The sequence below is a fragment of the Mesorhizobium sp. CNPSo 4671 genome (genome assembly GCF_057784245.1).
On sequence record NZ_JBWLUW010000010.1, the window covers coordinates 30,515 to 47,070 of the forward strand.

A 16,556-nucleotide genomic window follows, 5' to 3' on the forward strand; every position below is an offset into this window, starting at 1 on the left:
GCGTTTCGAAAACAGTCAGGCCGGGCGTTTGATCCGGCCGGCGACAGCGCCCCATGCGGCCTTGATCATGCCGGCCAATCCACTGGGATAGGCCAGCATCACGCCGATGATCAGCACTGCCGTGATCATCGGCCGCCAGGCGCCGAAATCGGCCATCCACTCGGCGAAGATCGTCAGCACGAAAGAGGCGACGATGGCGCCATAGATGGTGCTGGTGCCGCCGAGCAGCACCATCGACAGGATGATGGTAGCGAGGCTCATGCCGAAGACGTCGATCGAAGCATTGCGCTGGTAGGCGGCGTAGAAGGCGCCGGCAACGCCGGTGAAGAAGGCGCTTGCCGCCAGCGTCAGCATGCGCTGGCGCACGATCGAAACGCCGCGGCTGATGGCGTATTCCTCATTGTCGCGCAACGCCACGATGCTGGCGCCGGCGCGTGAGCGCACAAAGACGCGCAGGAACAAGGTGCTTGCCACCAGCAGCGCCAGCGCGATGTAGAAATAGGCGAACTTGGCGTCGCGGACCATGTTGTGGTCGAACCAGTAGAGGCCGGGGATGCGCACGATGCCTTGCGTGCCGCCGGTGATGTCGGACTGGCTGAGGATTACCTGCATCACCAGCTGCGCGAAGCCGAATGTCACCAAGATGATGTAGATGCCTTTCAGCCGCAGGATCGGGATGGTCACCAGGATCGCCGCCAGCGTGGCGATGGCGCCGCTGGCAAACAGCGCGACCCAGGGGTCGAGCTCGGCGAGCTTGGTCAGCAGGCTGTAGGCATAGACGCCGATGCCGAACAGCGCCAGATGGCCGAAATTGAAGACGCCGCCATAGCCTAGGCTGAGGTCCCAGTTCGAGGCGACGATGGCATAGATGAAGGCCATGATCAGGATGTGGCGGGCATAGGTATCGCCGAAGACCAACGGCAGCAGCGCCAGCAAGGCGAAGCCGAGCACGAAGCCGACGGCCTCATGCTTCCACGGCGTGCGGCCGGGCGCGATCGGAATTGCCGCCGCTATACGGATTGGTGCCATCGTCGAGGTCGTGTCGGTCATGCGAGGCCTCGTGAGCGGCTGGCGAAAATGCCCTCGGGGCGCACCATCAGGGTCAGGATCAGCACGCCGAACAGCAGCGCCGGCGTCCAGTAGAGGCCGAAATAATAGCTGCAGGCGGCCTCGAAGAAGCCGATCAGATAGGCGGCGAAGATCGGTCCAGATATGCTCGATATGCCGCCGAAGACGACGACGATCAGCGCCTTGAGCAGCGGGTCGCTGCCCATGACAGGCGACATGAAGCGATAGCCGCCCATGAAGATGCCGGCGAGCCCCGCCAGCGAGGCGGCGATGGCAAAGGCCAGCCCATAGAGCGCGGTGACGTTGAGGCCGACCAGATGGCTGGCATCCTCGTTCTGCGCCACGGCGCGCAGCGCCAGCCCGAGCCGGGTGCGGTTGAGGAACATCCACAGCGCCGCCAGGATCAGCGGTGTGATGACGATGATGGCGATCTGGTGCAGCGAGACGCCGACGCCGCCTATGGTGGCGTTGCCGTCGATCAGCGCCGGGATCTGCTTCGAACGCGGCCCCCAGATGGTCAGGGCACCGTTCTCGATCAGCGATCCGGCGGCAAGCGTGGTGATGACGACGACCAGCACGATGTTGGGCCGGCCGATCAGCGGCCGCACGACGCTCGCCTGCAGGATCCAGCCGACGCCGGCCATGACGACGACAGCGATTGGAAAGGCGACCGCTGCCGGCAGGCCGAGTTCAACCAGTTGCCAGGCGATGTAGGCGCCCAGCATCATGAACACGCCATGGCTGAAGTTGAACACGCCGATCGTCGTCCAGACCAGGGCCAGTCCGACCGCCATCATAGCGTAGAGCGAGCCCTGGAACAGGCCGCCGAACAGGATTTCCGCCAATGCGCTCATGTCCTGATTCCTAATGGCCAAAATACATTGACATGATCTCGCCGTGGTCGAGGCTTTCGCCCGGCTTGATCTCGGTCGCCACCGCGCCGTGATTGACGAGGTAGAGTTGCTGCGTCAGCTCGAGCAGGAATTCGATATCCTGTTCGACGACGATGAGGGGCACGCCGCCGCGCGAAATGTCCATGACCGAGGCGCAGAGCTCGTCCTTGATCTTCGGCGCCAGCCCCAGTGTCGGCTCGTCGAGGATCAGCAGGCGCGGATGGCTCATCAGCGCCGTGCCGATCGACACCATCTGGCGCTCGCCGCCTGACAGCGTGCGCACGCGCTGGCGCCAACGTTCCGCCAGTTTCGGGAATAGCTTCACCACCTTCTCGCGGTTTTCCGCCTCATGCGGGCGGGCACGCGGCGAATAGGCGCCCAGCGCCATGCAGTCGGCGATGGAGAGATCGGGAAACAGCCGGTTGCCCTGCGGCACATGGATCAGCCCGGTGCCGACAATGGCGCGGGCGCTGCGGCCGGCGATGTCCTGCCCATCGAAAAGGATGCGGCCGCTCTTCGGCTGCAGCAGCCCGGAGATTGCCCGCAGCAGCGTCGTCTTGCCATGGCCGTTGGGTCCGAACAGGCCGACATTGCCGAAGCGGCCGGCTTCCAGCGAAATGTCGTTCAGTACGGTAACGCGGCCATAGCCGGCGGTGACGCCTTCGACGGTGAGGATGGGATTCACGCCACCACCCTTCTGGTTCCGAGATAGGCCTCGATGACGCGCTGGTCGGCGATCACATCGGCCGGTTTGCCGGCGGCAAGCACGCGGCCATTGTTGAGCACCAGAAGATGCTGCGACAGGCTCATCAGGAAGGTCAGCACATGCTCGATCAGAAGGATCGTGATGCCGCGTTCGGCGGTGCGGCGGATCAGCCCGATCGACGTCTCGATTTCGGGCTTGGTCAGGCTCGACGCCGGTTCGTCGAGCAGCAGCATGCGCGGCTGCATGGCGATCGCGGTGGCCAGCATCAGGCATTTGCGCTCGAAGACGGACAACTCGCCGGCCAGCCGCCCGAACGACGCGGATCCCAGCCCGACGAATTCAAGCGCCTCGGCGGCGGCTTCGCGGGCCGTCGCTGCCGCTTTCTCCTGCTTGCCATAGCTGGCGCCGATCAAGGCGTTCTCGAACACGGTCAGCCCGTCGAAGCTGGTCTCGCGCTGAAAGGTGCGGGCAAGGCCGAGGCGCGCGATGGCATGCCCTGACTTGCCGTTGATCGCGGTTCCGTCGAAGCGGATGCGGCCCCGGTCGGGCCCGAACGGGATGCCGGTGATGATGTTGAACAGCGTGCTCTTGCCGCTGCCGTTCGGGCCGGCGATGCCAAAGATCTCGCCGGCCTCGACCTTGAACGACACGCCGTCGACGGCCTTCAGCGAACCGAAGGCCTTCGACACGTCGTCCAGTTCAAGCAGGGCCATTCCTCACTGCATCCAAGGCTGGAGCTTGAAGGCGCCGGTGGCGTATTTCTCCGGCGAGATCAGCGTGCGCTGGCCGTCCCAGATCTGGAAGAAGGTGATCGGGATATAGTCGTCGCCTTGTGTGGCAAGGTGCGTCGCGGGATCGAACTTCAGCCGGCCCTCCGCCACTTGCTTGTCGGTTTCCGACAGTGCTTTCATGATCGCTGCGTGGTCGGATGCGCCGCCGACCTTCTTGACCGCATCGAAATAGACATTCGTCATTTCGTAGAGGCCGACGCCATAGGTGCCGCTCTCGACGCCGTACTTGGCCTTGAACTTGGCCGCCACCTCGTCGGCGCGCGGGTTCTTCGGCGTCGTGAGCGCCCCGCCCAGAAGATTGTAGATGACGCCGTTCGATTTCTTGCCGGTCAGTTCAACGAATTCCGGCACGCTCGGCGCATATTGCAGGAAGACCAAGCTCTTGGTCGGCTGTTCGAGGAACTGGTTCAGGAAGGATGCCGAATTACCCGGCAGATAGTCGGTGTTGATGACGACATCAGGCACATTCTCGCGCACCTTGGCCAGGATCGAGCGCCAGTCGGTCACTTCGCCGAAGGGGACGATCTCATCGACGCTGATGGTCCATCCCTTCTCCTTGAAGGTCTTCTTCATGCCTTCCGAGATGGTTTTCGAATAGGCGTTGTCGGAGGAGATGATGGCGACCTTCTTGGTCGGCAAGGTGATCTTGCCGTCGGCCGCGAGCTTCTCGACGAACAGGGTGACGTCGGTGTTGTAGGCGTCGAAGGACGGCGTCAGCGACCAGCAGCACATGTATTTGTCCGGGTGCGGCGCGATGATGTCCCTGGTCTGCTGCGAGGTGGCCGCCAGCATGTAGGGCATCTCCGCCTCGGCCATGTTGTCGATCTCGAAATTCGTCAGGCTGGCGTAGCCGGTGAGCATGAACTGCACGCCGGGATCGCCAAGCAGGCGCTCGACCGCGCTGGTGACGTTGCCGGCGGACTGATCCTTGACGTCACCGACCACCAGTTCGAACGTGTTGCCGGCAACGCCGCCGGCGGCGTTCGCCTCGTCGATCGCCATCTGCACGCCGCGCTGGAATTCCTGGCCGTCGGCCGCGGCAGGCCCGGTGATCGGCGCCAGCAGGCCGATCTTGACGACATCGGCGAAGGCGGGAACGGCGGATACGGCAAACGCGCCGATCAGCGCGGTGCTCATCAGCATATGGCGGAGTCTGGTGGCGGCGGATTTGGATTTCATCGTGCTGTTCCCTGTTTTCCTCCCGTTCATCGGGAGTTGGATAATTGACAATCTACGCATAATTGTTCTTATTTGAAAAGGATTTTTCAACGCAGCCTGATCGGGAAGACGATTCCCGCAAAGGTATGGAAGCCGTGGCGCTTTGCTGCGCAACTGCACTGAAACAAGGCAATTCCAGACGGAGCGAACCATGACGATCGCGCAGAAGACCCTTGAAACCAGCCACGGCAAGATCGCCATCCGCGAGACCGGCGGCAAAGGTACCGCCGTGCTGCTGATCCACGGCAATTCGTCCTCAAGTGCTGTTTTCCGCAACCAGTTCGAGAGCCCGCTGGGCGAGCGCTACCACCTCATCGCTGCCGATCTGCCGGGGCACGGGGCATCAGGCGATGCGATCGATGCGGACCGTTCCTACAGCATGGAGGGCTATGCCGATGCGATGACCGAAGTGCTAGGCCTGCTCGGTATCGACAGGGCAATCGTCTTCGGCTGGTCGCTCGGCGGCCACATCGGGCTGGAGATGATCGACCGCTTTCCAGGCCTGCTCGGCCTGATGATAACGGGCACCCCGCCAGTGGCGCCCGAGGAGGTCTCCAACGGCTTCAAACCGAGTCCGCACATGCACCTTGCCGGACAGGAAACTTTCACTGCCGCCGATGTCGATGCCTATGCGCGCAGCACCTGCGGCGAGCCGTTCGAACCGTTCCTCATCGACATGGTCGCGCGCACCGATGGGCGGGCGCGGCGCCTGATGTTCGAGAAGTTTTCGGCCGGCACCGGCCGCAACCAGCGCGAGATCGTCGCCGGCAAGACGCCGCCGATCGCCGTGCTGAACGGCATCGACGAACCCTTCGTCAACACCGACTTCGTCTCGGCGGTGAAGTTTTCCAACTTGTGGGAAGGCAAGGCGCATCTGCTCGACAGATCGGGCCATGCGCCGTTCTGGGATTCACCCGACCGCTTCGATCCGATCTTCGCGCGGTTCCTGGCAAGCGTGGATAAGAACTAGACGCAGCCTGCCGTCACGATCTTGCCGGGCTCTCCGACGGCATGGAGCACTGCTCGGCGGCATGCCTCCACAGCGTCGCATCGCCCTCTCTCAGAACGTCGAGCAGCCGGATCTTTTCGACGCGGTAGACGCGCCAGAAGCCGGGATCGAGCCGTTCGATGGTGCGCGTGTTGTCGATGAGATCGGCGAGCTTGATCGTCTTGGCTTGCGCCGACGCGGCTGCGGTATGTTCCAGATCCCTGGCCTTGCGCGCAGCACGGTTGCCGTCGGAAGGCACGGACACATCGGTCAGCCACCCGACGAGTTCGGCGACCGCGCGGCCGAACCCTTCTTCAATCTCGGCAATCGTGACGGGCGTGTCTTCCACCACATCGTGCAGATAGGCCGCGGCGATCATTTCAACCGTATGCGGCACGCCACGCACGATTTCGGCGACCGCGGTGGGGTGCACGATATAGGGTTCGTTGGTGTATTTTCGCCGCTGGTCGATCGACTCGTGCGCCCGAGTGGCAAACTCGCGGGCACGGCGCTCCAAATCGCTAGGCAAGACTCCCCTCCCGAAAATATCTTTCCAAAATTGGCGGCAGGGCTTACGCCACCGACCAGCCACCATCGACCAGTATATTCGTTCCAGTAATCAGCGACGCTGCCGGCGAGGCGAGGAACACCACGGTTCCCGCCACATCGATCGGGTCGCCGATGCGGCCGAGCGGGATGTGGCCGAGCACATGCGCATGGAAATCCGGTTCGGCGAGCGAGGGGCGTGTGCCATCTGTCCAGATGAAGGTCGGCGCCACGCTGTTGACGGCGATCCTGTGCTGCGCCCACTCGGCCGCCAGGCAGCGCGTCAGATGGTTGATCGCCGCCTTGGTCATGCAGTAGATCGCCTCGCCCTTCAGCGTGACCGTGCCGGCCTGCGAACTGATGTTGATGATGCGCCCACCTTTCTGCGCGATCATCAGCTTTCCGACCGCCTGCGTGGTGAAGAACGTGCCCTTGAGGTTGACGTTCACGGTGAGGTCGAAATCCTCCTCGGTGACGTTCTCCGCCAGGTTTTCCGGGCCGAGCCCGACATTGTTGACCAGCACGTCGATGCGGCCGAAGGCGGCATGCCCGTCGGCGACACCCTTGCGCACCGTGGCGAGATCGGTCGCATCCATCTGCACGGCAAGCGCCCGCCGGCCCATGCGTTCGATCTCGGCGACAAGCTCCGCGCCGTCGGCCTTGTTGCGCACGCCGACGATCACGTCGGCGCCGGAGCCGGCGCAGGCGAGCGCGCAAGCGCGGCCAATACCGCGCGAGGCGCCGGTGGCCAGCACCACCTTGCCGGCCAGATCGAATTTTGGTGTGAAGTCCGTCATAGCAACCTCCCCTGAGAGCTTTTCGGGCCGAGCCTGTGGACAGTCCGCGCATTGGAACGGCCGCTTTGGTTGAAGACTACCTGCTCACGGCGTGAAAGCCAGCTGGCATCGGTGCCTCACGACAAGAACACCGTTCGTCCCGGGACTTGCCACGCGCCGGCCGTCATGATGCCATCTCGCAAGGTAAGATCGCGCGTTGCGGGTTCCGGGGGGTGGGCGATGCAGCTTACCGAGGACAGCCTCTGCGACGTGCTGACCGACCTGGGTGCTGCCCGCAAGGACAAGGCGCTGGCTGAGGAAGCGATCGCCGCTTGCCAGGAGGCGCTCGTCATCTTCAGGGACCGCAAGATGGACGATCTCACCGCCGGTTCCGAGAAGAACCTTGCCGAGGCGCAAGCCTTGCTGGCTGATTTGAACTGAGACGCGATGTGCCAATATCGGCATTTGCGCTGGCGGCTCGCCTGTGATCCAAGGCGACGATAAATCCTTGGCACTCGTCTTTGCAGCTGGAGCGCTGAATGACCGGATTGACACGCCGCAGGCTCTTGAAAACGGCAGCGATCGCCGGCGCAAGCGGGCTCGGGCTCTCGGCCATCGGCAGGCTTGGCAGCTGGGCTGCTGCCAGCCCCGAACCGGTGGTGCTGCAGACGGCGAAAATCCAGGCGAAGCTGATGGATGTCGGCCCGACCAACAATGTGCTGACCTATGGCAATGCCGGGATGCCGCCGGTGCTGAGGATGAAGAAGGGCGAGCCGTTCGCCGCGCGCCTGATCAACGCCATCGACGATCCGACGACCATCCACTGGCACGGCATTCGCGTGCCGAACAAGATGGATGGCGTGCCTTTCCTGGTCCAGCCTTACGTCTACACCGGCGACCATTTCGACTACGCCTTCACGCCGCCCGACGCCGGCACCTTCTGGTATCACCCGCATTGCAACACGCTGGAGCAGATGGGCCACGGCCTGACCGGCGTGATCGTGGTCGAGAATCCGAACGATCCGAAATTCGACGCCGAATTCGTCCTCAATCTGCGTGACTGGCGCCTTGGCGACGACGGTCAGTTCATCGACCAGTTCCGCCCGCGCGATGCCGCGAGAACCGGCACCTACGGCACGGTGCGCACCGCCAACTGGCTCGACCAGCCGCAATATGACGCACCGGCCGGCGGACTGGTGCGGTTGCGGGTGGCGATCACCGACGTCACCCGCATCTATGCCTTTCGCGTCGACGGCGCCGAGGCGACCGTGATGGCGCTCGATGGCAATCCGGTGCCTGAGCGTTTTTCACCCGATGCGTTGCTGCTCGGGCCGGGACAACGCATGGAACTCGCCATCCGCATGCCTGACCAGGAGGGAACGGTGGTGAGCCTGCGCGACGTCAGGGGCACCAAGCCCAAAATCCTGGCGACCTTGCGTGCGACCGGCAGTTCTCTGAAGCGCGACATCCGCGATGTTGCATCGCTGGAGGTCAATCCGGTGGCGGAGGTCGACCTCACCGCCGCCCAACATATTTCGCTGGCGCTCAGCGCAACGGCGGAAAACGTCCCGAGCGACGGCATCTGCGGTTCGCTAGGCTACAGTTTCTGGGCCATCAACAAGGTGCCGTGGCCAGGCGATACATCCGATCCGACCGCGCCGCTGGCCGAATTGAAGCTCGGCAAGAGCTATGTCATCGACATGGAGAACTTGACGCCGCAATCGCATCCGATGCATTTGCACGGCATGAGCTTCAAGGTTCTGTCGTCCTCGACGCGGCAGGTTGAGCCGCTGATTTCAGACACCTATCTCATCCAGCCCAACGAGAAGGTTCAGCTCGGCTTCGTCGCCGACAATCCCGGCGACTGGCTGCTGCACTGCCACATCATCGAGCACCAGAAATCGGGCATGACGAGCTACGTCAGGGTGGTCTGAAGCCACGTTTAAGCGGTTTCGGTGGCAAAAGCGGGTGGTTCCCTGCTATGCCGCCTCCAAATCAGGAACCATGGACATCCCTGCATGACCAATGTCGCCTTGACAGGCCTTGCCCGCGATCTTGCCAGCCGTGCCGCCGAAGGCCGACCGGTGCGCATCGGCGTCATCGGTTCGGGCGAAATGGGCACTGACCTCGTCACGCAAGGCATGCTGATGCCTGGCATTTCGGTTTGCGCCGTTTCTACCCGACGTCCGCACACCGCACGTGACGCCATTCGTATTGCCTATGGCGATGAAGCGATGGCGGTCGAAGCCGACACCGCGTCGAAAGTCACCGCGGCCATAGAGGCCGGAAAAATCGCCATCACTTCCAACGAGATGCTGGTCACCAATCCGCTGATCGACGTCGTCATCGACGCCACCGGAAAACCGGGCGTCGCCGCCGATTTCGACTTGATGGCGATGGAGCATGGCAAGCATCTGGTGATGATGAATGTCGAGGCCGACGTCACCATCGGCTGCTATCTGAAGCAGCAGGCCGAGCGGCTCGGCGTTGTCTATTCGGTCGGCGCCGGTGACGAACCGTCGAGTTGCATGGAGCTGATCGAGTTCGCCTCCGCGCTCGGCCTGACCATCGTCTCAGCCGGCAAGGGCAAGAACAACCCGCTCAACCACGACGCCATGCCCGACGACTATCGCGAGGAAGCGATCCGCCGCAACATGAACCCGCGCATGCTGGTCGAGTTCGTCGATGGCTCCAAGACGATGGTCGAGATGTGCGCCATCGCCAACGCCACGGGCCTGGTGCCCGACGTGCCCGGTATGCACGGCCCGAAGGCCGACCGCGACGACCTCGTCAAGGTGCTGATCCCGCGCGAGGATGGCGGGCTGCTGTTGAAAAAGGGCGTTGTCGACTACACCATCGGCAAGGGCGTGGCGCCCGGCGTCTTCGTCATCGTCGAGGCGACACATCCGCGCATCATCGAGCGCATGGACGATCTGCATATCGGCCACGGCCCCTATTACAGCCTGTTCCGGCCCTATCATCTGACGTCGCTGGAAGTGCCGCTGACCGCTGCCCGAATCGTGCTGTTCGGCAAGCCCGACATGGTGCCGCTGCCACGGCCGGTCGCTGAGGTCTGCGCGGTCGCCAAGCGCGATCTGGCGGCTGGCGAGACCTTCGATGCGATCGGCGAGACCTGCTACCGCTCCTGGACCATGACCGTCGGCGAAGCCCGTGCCCAGCGCGCCTTGCCGGTCGGCCTGCTCGAGGGCGGCAAGGTGCTGAGGCCAGTGAGGAAAGGCGATTTGCTGACCGCCGACAACGCCGCGCCCGACCAGACGACCAGGCTGTTCGCCTTGCGCAGGCTGCAGGATGAGATGCTGTACGGGGCGAACTGAGGTCTTACTTCCCCAGCTCGATCGATCGCAGCCGCGCCGCTTCTACCGCTTCAGTCAGAAGCTTTGTCAGCCGGTCCTCGCCCATCAGCACGCCAAGGGCTGCCGCCGTCGTGCCGTTGGGGCTGGTCACCTGCTGGCGCAGCACGCCCGGGTCCTCGTGGCTCTCGGCAGCGAGCGAGGCAGCGCCATAGACGGTCTGCATGGCGAGCAGCCTGGCGGTCGCCGCCGGCAAGCCCGCTTTCTCGGCGGCCACGGTCAGCGCTTCGATGAAGTGGAAGATATAGGCCGGCCCCGATCCCGACACGGCGGTCACCGCATCCATCAGGCCTTCGTCGTCGATCGTGGCCACTTCACCGCTGGCCGACAGCAGGTCGGCGACGAAACGCTTTGTATCGTCGGAAACCAGCGGGTTGGAAAACACCACCATCATGCCCTTGCCGATGGCAGCGGGCGTGTTGGGCATGCAGCGCACGATCGGCGCGCTGTTGCCAAGAATCTGCTCGAAGGTCGCTACGGGCGTTCCGGCGGCGACGCTGACAAATGTGGTGCGCCCGTCGCCGAAACGCTTGTAGGCGGCGGTGACGTCGCGGATCACCTGCGGCTTCACCGCGATGACGATGAGGTCGGGCACCGCATCGGCGGGAATCTCACTGGCTTCCGCGGCCGTGCCGCAGCCAAGCGTTGCAGCGCGCTGGCGCAGATCGGCATTGGGCTCGACCACGAAAACCGCCGACGGTGCCAGCTTGCCGGATTTCAGCCAGCCCGAGAGCATGGCGTAACCCATATTGCCGCAGCCGGCGAGAACAAGCCTGATCGTCATTGAAAGCCCTCCGAAAGATGGCCCTGACATAGACGCTCGCGGTTCGGTGGGGAAGCCCCTGTCAGGCCGGGCGTGAAGGGCTGCGCACCGCGATCGGCCGCAGCGACACTTGCCTCAGGCCAAGCACGCCGAGCACGAAGAACAGCCAGACCGGGTCGCCGCGATGGAAGAAGAAGCTTTCGAGGAAAGCGTTGAGCGCGGTGAACAGCACCACCATCATGAAGAAGTCGCCGAGAAAGATGTTTTCTCTGCGCAGCGGGATGCGCATGTAGTCGCGCAGCGGCGCGATGAGGAAGGTGTAGACTGCCACGCAAAGGGCCGGAATGCCCATCAGCACGGCGATGTCGAGATAGCCGTCATGGCCGTGGACGATGGTCCTGATGTCCCAGGGCCGGTCGAAGGGCTGGTCCTGGTTGAGCAGCAGCGGCGTGCCCCAGAAGCTTTCATAGCCGTAGCCGGTCCACGGCTTCTTCGCCAGCATCGAGCCGGCGAACTCCCACAGCGTCGTGCGGCCGGTATAGGTCATGTCGGGGAAATAGATCGCCGCCAGATGTTTCACCGGCGGCAGGAAGACGATGCCCAGCGTGCCGACCGCCGTGGCGATGATCGCCAGCGCAAACAGGATCGGTGTGACGAGGCGCATGCCCATCAGGCTCGGCAGCACCACGATCAGGATCGAGAACGGCACCAGGCCGGCAGTGGTCTTGGACCCGGTGTGCAGCATGAAGATCATCGCCGCGCAAAAGATCCCCGCGCCCCACCAGCGTTGCCCGCGCCGGTAGAGATAGAGGCCGGCGAAGCTGAGGCAGGCCATGATTGGGCCGGCGATGTTCTTGTGGGTGAACACGCCGCGCCACAGGCCCGCATGCTCGGGTTCCTGGGAATCGGCCGTGTGCATCGCCTCGTGCGGAAAGACGATGAGGCCGACATAGGAAAGTCCCATCACCACCACGGCGGTGAAGATGATGACTTTCGAGAAGGACTCGGCATCGCGCGGCAGCGCCAGGATCGTCGCCATCGTCAGGATACCGATCATGGTGAAGGACGCGGCGCGCATCGCCGAGGGCGGATCGGTCGCCAGCACCACCGACAGGAAGAAGAAGCCCAGCATCAGCACCCAGGACGGGCTGAGCAGCGAGCGCACGATGCGCGGATCGGCGAAGGCCATCAGCGAGAAGATCGAAACGGCGCCGAGCGAGCTGAAGCCAAGCTGGTTGACGATATCGCCGCCGTCGCCGGTGAGTTCGGCGCCGGCCGGCTGGAACGGACGGAAGGACACCATGATGACGGTGAACAGCAGTGCGGCGATCGCGGTCGCCACGCCGTCGCGCGTGAACGCGACGCTGAGCGGGGCGCGCTCAGTTTTTCTCGGGCAGGCGATACTGCTCATTGGCATATCCAAATTCGGCCAGCACGCGGCCCAAGGCCACATGGACGGGATAGACGGCGATCGCCGGGGATCCGGTCCGCGCCAGCCGCATCAGGCTGCGAAAAGGCGCGGCGGCAAGCAGCGCCAGGCTCTTCGCGAACACTCTGGCGCCGGCCAGCGGCGTGCCCGCACGCTTCTTCTTTTCGACCAGTGTCGAGATGACGCCGTTGCGCAGGCTGCGGGCCCGGATCCAGTCGGCCTCGACACGCCGCGCCGGGACGGTCTCGCGAACCTTGGCCTCCGCGCACCAGCCGAGCACAAAGCCCCTTTGCGCCGACCGGCTGAGAAAGTCGGAATCGCCGCCGCCCATGAAATTGAATTTCAGGTCGAGGAAGGGCGGCCCCATGGCGACCAGCACGTCGCGCCCGACCAGAAGATTGCCGGACGAATAGAGCGCGGGCACGCGCCCGGTTTCCCGGTAGGGTGGCGCGAACACCGGATGCTCGGCCCATCTCACATGGGCAGCGTCTGCGAAGACAGGCACCTGCGGGCCGCCGACGATATCGGCGCCGAGCGTCTCGGCAGCCGTGCACATGCGTTCCAGCCAGTGCGGATCGGCGATCTCGTCATCGTCGATGACCAGCAGATGCCTGAAGTTCGGAAAGTGCAGGATCGCCGTTTGCCAGCCGGCATTGTAGGCGCTGCAATTGCCGCGCTCATGCGCGATGATGACCATGCCGGGCATCTCGCCGCGCTCGAACATCGGCAGCACCGCCTTGGCGCCTTCCTGCGCCTGGGCTTCGTTCTCCATGACGATGACGGCAAAGCGCCTGCCGGTCCGCTGCGCACGCAGCGACGCCAGCGTTTCCAGCACCTGTTCGGGCCGCTTGAAGGTCGGCAAGGTGACGATCGCTTCGACAGCCTCCACGTTAAGCCGGGGAGAGCGTCCAGCGATCGATACCGAACCATCCGATGGCAAAGGGATCATCCGTGTCCAGCCACATGGTGAGTCGCGTTCTGGTAGCACCACGATGATAAGGTTTCGTTAATCACCTTGCGCGGAGAGGCCCGCCAGGCAGGGGCTTTCGGGCGCTGACTGTGCTCGCTTAATCAAGGGTTCACCGCGCTTTGCTACCGGCTACACCACAGGATAGGTGAGATGCATCTGCTGTTCGCCACATCGATCGTGCCCGATGGCGCTCTCGCCTCGGGCTACGAGATCGCCAATGCTGCGATCATCGCTGCCTTGCGGCGCGCCGGCGCGCGCGTCACGGTCATCGGTTTCGCCTGGCCCGGGAAGGCCGCGGCCGACCTGGAAAACACCGTGGTGCTGGGTGCGATCGACGTACGCACCGAAAGCGCCTCAACGCTGCAAAAGCTAGCCTGGGTCGGCAAGGCGATGCTGTCGGGCCTCACCTTCGCGTCGGTCAAGCTGTGTGCGGTGTCTGACCGCGATGTCCAGGCCGCTCTCGAACGAGCCGGTCCGTTCGATGGCTATGTGCTGAATTCCGTGCAGTTCGCCGGCGCCTTCGAAAAGCTCTTCGAAGACAAGCCTTCCATCTTCGTCGCCCACAATGTCGAGCATCTCTCGGCGCGGGAGAACGCGGCTGCCGCCGGCGGCCTCTTCCAGCGCCTGCTGTTCCGCCGCGAAGCAAGGTTGCTCGAGATCGTGGAAGAGCGTCTCTGCCGCCGGGCGCGCTTCGTCTTCACGCTGGCCGAGGAAGACCGGGCGGCACTCGGCGTTGCCTCCGACGACCGCTCGGCGGTGCTGCCGCTGGTGACCGGCGCCAAAGCGCCAACCCGGAACGGCCCGCGCCGGATCGACTGTGACGCCGCGTTGATCGGCACCTGGACCTGGCAGCCGAACCGCATCGGCCTCGACTGGTTCCTGGGCAAGGTGGTGCCGCATCTGCGGCCCGGTTTCCGCATCCGCATCGCCGGCCACATGCCGTCCGGCGTCACCTCGACACATCCGGGTGTCGAGTTTGTCGGCCGTGTCCCGGATGCCAGGGCTTTTGTGTGCGGCGCGGCCGTGATTCCGCTGATCAGCACCGCCGGTAGCGGCGTGCAGCTGAAGACCATCGAGACCTTCGAACTCGGCCTGCCGTCGGTCGCCACCAGCCGCTCGCTGCGCGGCATCGACCATCGCCCCGACAATTGCGTCGTCACCGACGATCCGGCCGGTTTCGCCAGGGCCCTGGAGGCTGCAGCAGTCAATATCCGGGACGTCGATGGCCGTGCGTTCCATCGCCAGCAGGTTAAGGCGCTCGATGCCGCCATCCGGCTCGGCCTCGAAAAACTTGGGGGCGTCAGGCAAGAGGTGTTTGCATGAATATGCACGCCGCCCGCGCCGCGTTCGGGTTCGACAGCCTGAAGACGATCCTCGGCATCTCGGTGCTCGCCATCCGCTGGGACGATGCGATCGCCCTGCTGAACCGGCTGGTCGCCGAACGGCGGTTCACCAAGGTCAGTTTTCTCAACGCCCACAACGCCAACATCGCCCGGATCGATCCGGTCTTTGCCGAGGCGCTCGACGACTTCCTCATCCTGCCGGACGGCATCGGCGTCGATCTCGCCGCCAAGATTCTCTACGGCGCGCCGTTTCCGGACAATCTCAACGGCACCGATTTCGTGCCGGCCTTCCTGCAGGCCTCGACGCGACCGCTGACCGTCGGGCTGCTCGGCGCGACGCGTGTCAACGCCGAGGCGGCGTCGGTCAAGCTGGCGGCCCTTGCCGTGCAGCACAATTTCGTGGTCATTCATGACGGTTATTTCTCCGCCGAACAGGAGCCGGAGATCATCGGCCGGATCGCGGCGCTGCGGCCGGATATGCTGCTGGTCGCCATGGGCGTGCCGCGCCAGGAACTTTGGATCGCGCGCCATATCGACGAACGCCACTGCACCATGCCGGTCGCGGTCGGCGCGCTGCTCGATTTCCTGAGCGGCTCGGTGCCGCGCGCGCCGCTGTGGATGCGCCGCCTGCGCCTGGAATGGCTGTTCCGGTTGGCGGTCGAGCCGGGCCGGCTCTGGCGCCGCTACGTCCTCGGCAATCCGGTGTTCCTGTGGCGGGTCTTCAAGCAGCGATGGTCGCATGGAGCTGACACGGCCGGAGAGTTCCGTTGAACAAGCGGTTCGTTCCAGACGCCCGTGCCGGCCAGGGCCTGTTGCCGAAGACGCCGACGGCGGCGGTGGTGACGGCAAGCTACGCGCCGGATTTCGAGCGCTGCCGGCTATTGTGCGAGACCCTGGACCGGCATGTTTCCGGTGCCGCGCACCATTACATCCTGGTCGAACATCGCGATATCAAGCTTTTCCGCCAGCTGGAGACAGACCGGCGCACCGTTGTCGATGAGCGTGACCTGCTGCCGCGCTGGCTGCGCGCTTTCGACGATCCACTCAGCCTGTTTCGCCGGCGCGTCTGGCTCAGCCTGAAGACGCAGCCGCTGCGCGGCTGGCACGTGCAGCAGCTGCGCCGCATCGCCATCGCGGCGCATGCCAGGGAAGACATTCTGGTCTTCTGCGATTCCGACGTCGCTTTCCTCAGGTCTTTCGACTGCGCCGCCTTCTGGCGCGACGGCAAGGCGCGGCTGTTTCGCCGCGACGGCGTGCTTGCGGATCACGGCCACGACGAGCATCGCATCTGGTCGCGCAATGCCGGTTCCGCGCTCGGCATCGACCCGACCCGGACGTCGGTCCACGATTACATCTCGACGCTGATCGCCTGGCGCCGCGACACCGTGCTTGCCATGTGCGGTCAGATCGAGAAGGTGCATGGCCGCGACTGGGTCGAGGTGGTCGGCCAGGCGCGCAGATTCTCCGAATGCATGATCTATGGCCGCTATGTCGATGATCTGCTGGACGGCGCCGGTCACTTCCACGGTTCGGAAGAATTCTGCCGCGTCCACTGGACGGGCGAAGCGCTGTCGGACGACGAGTTTCGCCGCTTCGTTGCCGGCATGGCGCCGGAGCAGGTGGCGATCGGCATGCAATCTTTCATCGGCACCGATATCGGCCGCATCCGCCGCTTGATCGGATTGGCTGGCTGA

Annotated in this window: 17 protein-coding genes; 7 read left to right on the forward strand and 10 right to left on the reverse strand. The window is 64.3% G+C overall.

The features are described 5' to 3' along the window. Window positions 1-15: 15 nt before the first annotated feature. From AC04SF_RS25375 to AC04SF_RS25395, 5 genes are read right to left on the reverse strand one after another with little or no spacing between them, the layout of a single operon-like run. Complete coding sequence (locus AC04SF_RS25375; RefSeq protein ID WP_488480002.1) at window positions 16-1,050, reverse strand: branched-chain amino acid ABC transporter permease; 1,035 nt, start codon at window positions 1,048-1,050, stop codon at window positions 16-18. Further along, on the reverse strand, window positions 1,047-1,922 hold the full coding sequence (locus AC04SF_RS25380) for a branched-chain amino acid ABC transporter permease (protein ID WP_027045159.1): 876 nt from the start codon (window positions 1,920-1,922) through the stop codon (window positions 1,047-1,049). Before AC04SF_RS25380 ends, AC04SF_RS25375 begins: the two co-directional genes overlap by 4 nt. Window positions 1,923-1,932: 10 nt before the next feature. Beyond that, window positions 1,933-2,646, reverse strand: a complete 714-nt coding sequence (locus AC04SF_RS25385; protein WP_488480003.1) for an ABC transporter ATP-binding protein — start codon at window positions 2,644-2,646, stop codon at window positions 1,933-1,935. Beyond that, entirely contained in the window at window positions 2,643-3,380 is a 738-nt protein-coding gene (locus tag AC04SF_RS25390; RefSeq protein ID WP_488480004.1) for an ABC transporter ATP-binding protein, read from the reverse strand. The genes AC04SF_RS25385 and AC04SF_RS25390 overlap by 4 nt, the downstream gene beginning before the upstream one ends. A 3-nt stretch (window positions 3,381-3,383) precedes the next feature. Next, complete coding sequence (locus tag AC04SF_RS25395) at window positions 3,384-4,637, reverse strand: ABC transporter substrate-binding protein (RefSeq protein ID WP_488480005.1); 1,254 nt, start codon at window positions 4,635-4,637, stop codon at window positions 3,384-3,386. A 190-nt stretch (window positions 4,638-4,827) separates the two neighbouring features. Here AC04SF_RS25395 and AC04SF_RS25400 point away from each other — a divergent pair, with 190 nt between their 5' ends. Next, a complete protein-coding gene (locus AC04SF_RS25400) occupies window positions 4,828-5,646 on the forward strand; it encodes an alpha/beta fold hydrolase (RefSeq protein WP_488480006.1) in 819 nt (272 codons plus the stop codon). Between the two features lie 13 nt (window positions 5,647-5,659). On the opposite strand, the gene AC04SF_RS25405 is transcribed toward AC04SF_RS25400, so the two are convergent. Both AC04SF_RS25405 and AC04SF_RS25410 read right to left on the reverse strand, forming a co-directional pair. Further along, window positions 5,660-6,193 carry an HD domain-containing protein gene (locus tag AC04SF_RS25405; RefSeq protein ID WP_488480007.1) on the reverse strand — a complete coding sequence of 178 codons (534 nt, stop codon included), beginning with the start codon at window positions 6,191-6,193 and terminating at the stop codon, window positions 5,660-5,662. A gap of 43 nt (window positions 6,194-6,236) precedes the next feature. Next, window positions 6,237-7,007, reverse strand: a complete 771-nt coding sequence (locus AC04SF_RS25410; RefSeq protein ID WP_488480008.1) for an SDR family NAD(P)-dependent oxidoreductase — start codon at window positions 7,005-7,007, stop codon at window positions 6,237-6,239. A 219-nt stretch (window positions 7,008-7,226) separates the two neighbouring features. Here AC04SF_RS25410 and AC04SF_RS25415 point away from each other — a divergent pair, with 219 nt between their 5' ends. From AC04SF_RS25415 to AC04SF_RS25425, 3 genes are all read left to right on the forward strand, one after another. Then, a complete protein-coding gene (locus AC04SF_RS25415) occupies window positions 7,227-7,427 on the forward strand; it encodes a hypothetical protein (RefSeq protein ID WP_488480009.1) in 201 nt (66 codons plus the stop codon). Between the two features lie 98 nt (window positions 7,428-7,525). Next, window positions 7,526-8,920 carry a multicopper oxidase family protein gene (locus AC04SF_RS25420; RefSeq protein ID WP_488480010.1) on the forward strand — a complete coding sequence of 465 codons (1,395 nt, stop codon included), beginning with the start codon at window positions 7,526-7,528 and terminating at the stop codon, window positions 8,918-8,920. A gap of 84 nt (window positions 8,921-9,004) precedes the next feature. Continuing rightward, window positions 9,005-10,321 (forward strand): NAD(P)H-dependent oxidoreductase, encoded by a 1,317-nt coding sequence (locus tag AC04SF_RS25425; protein ID WP_488480011.1) that lies wholly within the window; start codon window positions 9,005-9,007, stop codon window positions 10,319-10,321. Between the two features lie 4 nt (window positions 10,322-10,325). On the opposite strand, the gene proC is transcribed toward AC04SF_RS25425, so the two are convergent. The 3 genes from proC to AC04SF_RS25440 form a co-directional block, all read right to left on the reverse strand. Next, window positions 10,326-11,141: a pyrroline-5-carboxylate reductase gene (gene proC / locus AC04SF_RS25430; RefSeq protein ID WP_488480012.1), complete on the reverse strand. Its 816-nt coding sequence runs from the start codon at window positions 11,139-11,141 to the stop codon at window positions 10,326-10,328. Between the two features lie 61 nt (window positions 11,142-11,202). Further along, window positions 11,203-12,531, reverse strand: coding sequence for an O-antigen ligase family protein (locus AC04SF_RS25435; protein WP_488480013.1), 1,329 nt, complete (start codon window positions 12,529-12,531; stop codon window positions 11,203-11,205). Next, on the reverse strand, window positions 12,500-13,498 hold the full coding sequence (locus AC04SF_RS25440; RefSeq protein WP_488480014.1) for a glycosyltransferase family 2 protein: 999 nt from the start codon (window positions 13,496-13,498) through the stop codon (window positions 12,500-12,502). Before AC04SF_RS25440 ends, AC04SF_RS25435 begins: the two co-directional genes overlap by 32 nt. Before the next feature lie 171 nt (window positions 13,499-13,669). Between AC04SF_RS25440 and AC04SF_RS25445 the strand changes: the two genes are divergently transcribed. The 3 genes from AC04SF_RS25445 to AC04SF_RS25455 are packed head-to-tail and all read left to right on the forward strand — an operon-like array spanning window position 13,670 to window position 16,556. Next, window positions 13,670-14,842 carry a glycosyltransferase gene (locus AC04SF_RS25445; protein WP_488480015.1) on the forward strand — a complete coding sequence of 391 codons (1,173 nt, stop codon included), beginning with the start codon at window positions 13,670-13,672 and terminating at the stop codon, window positions 14,840-14,842. Further along, a complete protein-coding gene (locus AC04SF_RS25450) occupies window positions 14,839-15,633 on the forward strand; it encodes a WecB/TagA/CpsF family glycosyltransferase (protein WP_488480016.1) in 795 nt (264 codons plus the stop codon). The genes AC04SF_RS25445 and AC04SF_RS25450 overlap by 4 nt, the downstream gene beginning before the upstream one ends. After that, window positions 15,630-16,556 carry a DUF6492 family protein gene (locus AC04SF_RS25455; RefSeq protein WP_488480017.1) on the forward strand — a complete coding sequence of 309 codons (927 nt, stop codon included), beginning with the start codon at window positions 15,630-15,632 and terminating at the stop codon, window positions 16,554-16,556. Before AC04SF_RS25450 ends, AC04SF_RS25455 begins: the two co-directional genes overlap by 4 nt.

Bases quoted from the DNA above. Each gene is read 5' to 3' on its own strand.
- AC04SF_RS25375 (WP_488480002.1), bottom strand. From the start codon at position 1,050: ATGACCGACACGACCTCGACGATGGCACCAATCCGTATAGCGGCGGCA.
- AC04SF_RS25380 (WP_027045159.1), bottom strand. From the start codon at position 1,922: ATGAGCGCATTGGCGGAAATCCTGTTCGGCGGCCTGTTCCAGGGCTCG.
- AC04SF_RS25390 (WP_488480004.1), bottom strand. From the start codon at position 3,380: ATGGCCCTGCTTGAACTGGACGACGTGTCGAAGGCCTTCGGTTCGCTG.
- AC04SF_RS25395 (WP_488480005.1), bottom strand. From the start codon at position 4,637: ATGAAATCCAAATCCGCCGCCACCAGACTCCGCCATATGCTGATGAGC.
- AC04SF_RS25400 (WP_488480006.1), top strand. From the start codon at position 4,828: ATGACGATCGCGCAGAAGACCCTTGAAACCAGCCACGGCAAGATCGCC.
- AC04SF_RS25410 (WP_488480008.1), bottom strand. From the start codon at position 7,007: ATGACGGACTTCACACCAAAATTCGATCTGGCCGGCAAGGTGGTGCTG.
- AC04SF_RS25415 (WP_488480009.1), top strand. From the start codon at position 7,227: ATGCAGCTTACCGAGGACAGCCTCTGCGACGTGCTGACCGACCTGGGT.
- AC04SF_RS25420 (WP_488480010.1), top strand. From the start codon at position 7,526: ATGACCGGATTGACACGCCGCAGGCTCTTGAAAACGGCAGCGATCGCC.
- AC04SF_RS25425 (WP_488480011.1), top strand. From the start codon at position 9,005: ATGACCAATGTCGCCTTGACAGGCCTTGCCCGCGATCTTGCCAGCCGT.
- proC (WP_488480012.1), bottom strand. From the start codon at position 11,141: ATGACGATCAGGCTTGTTCTCGCCGGCTGCGGCAATATGGGTTACGCC.
- AC04SF_RS25435 (WP_488480013.1), bottom strand. From the start codon at position 12,531: ATGAGCAGTATCGCCTGCCCGAGAAAAACTGAGCGCGCCCCGCTCAGC.
- AC04SF_RS25440 (WP_488480014.1), bottom strand. From the start codon at position 13,498: ATGATCCCTTTGCCATCGGATGGTTCGGTATCGATCGCTGGACGCTCT.
- AC04SF_RS25445 (WP_488480015.1), top strand. From the start codon at position 13,670: ATGCATCTGCTGTTCGCCACATCGATCGTGCCCGATGGCGCTCTCGCC.
- AC04SF_RS25450 (WP_488480016.1), top strand. From the start codon at position 14,839: ATGAATATGCACGCCGCCCGCGCCGCGTTCGGGTTCGACAGCCTGAAG.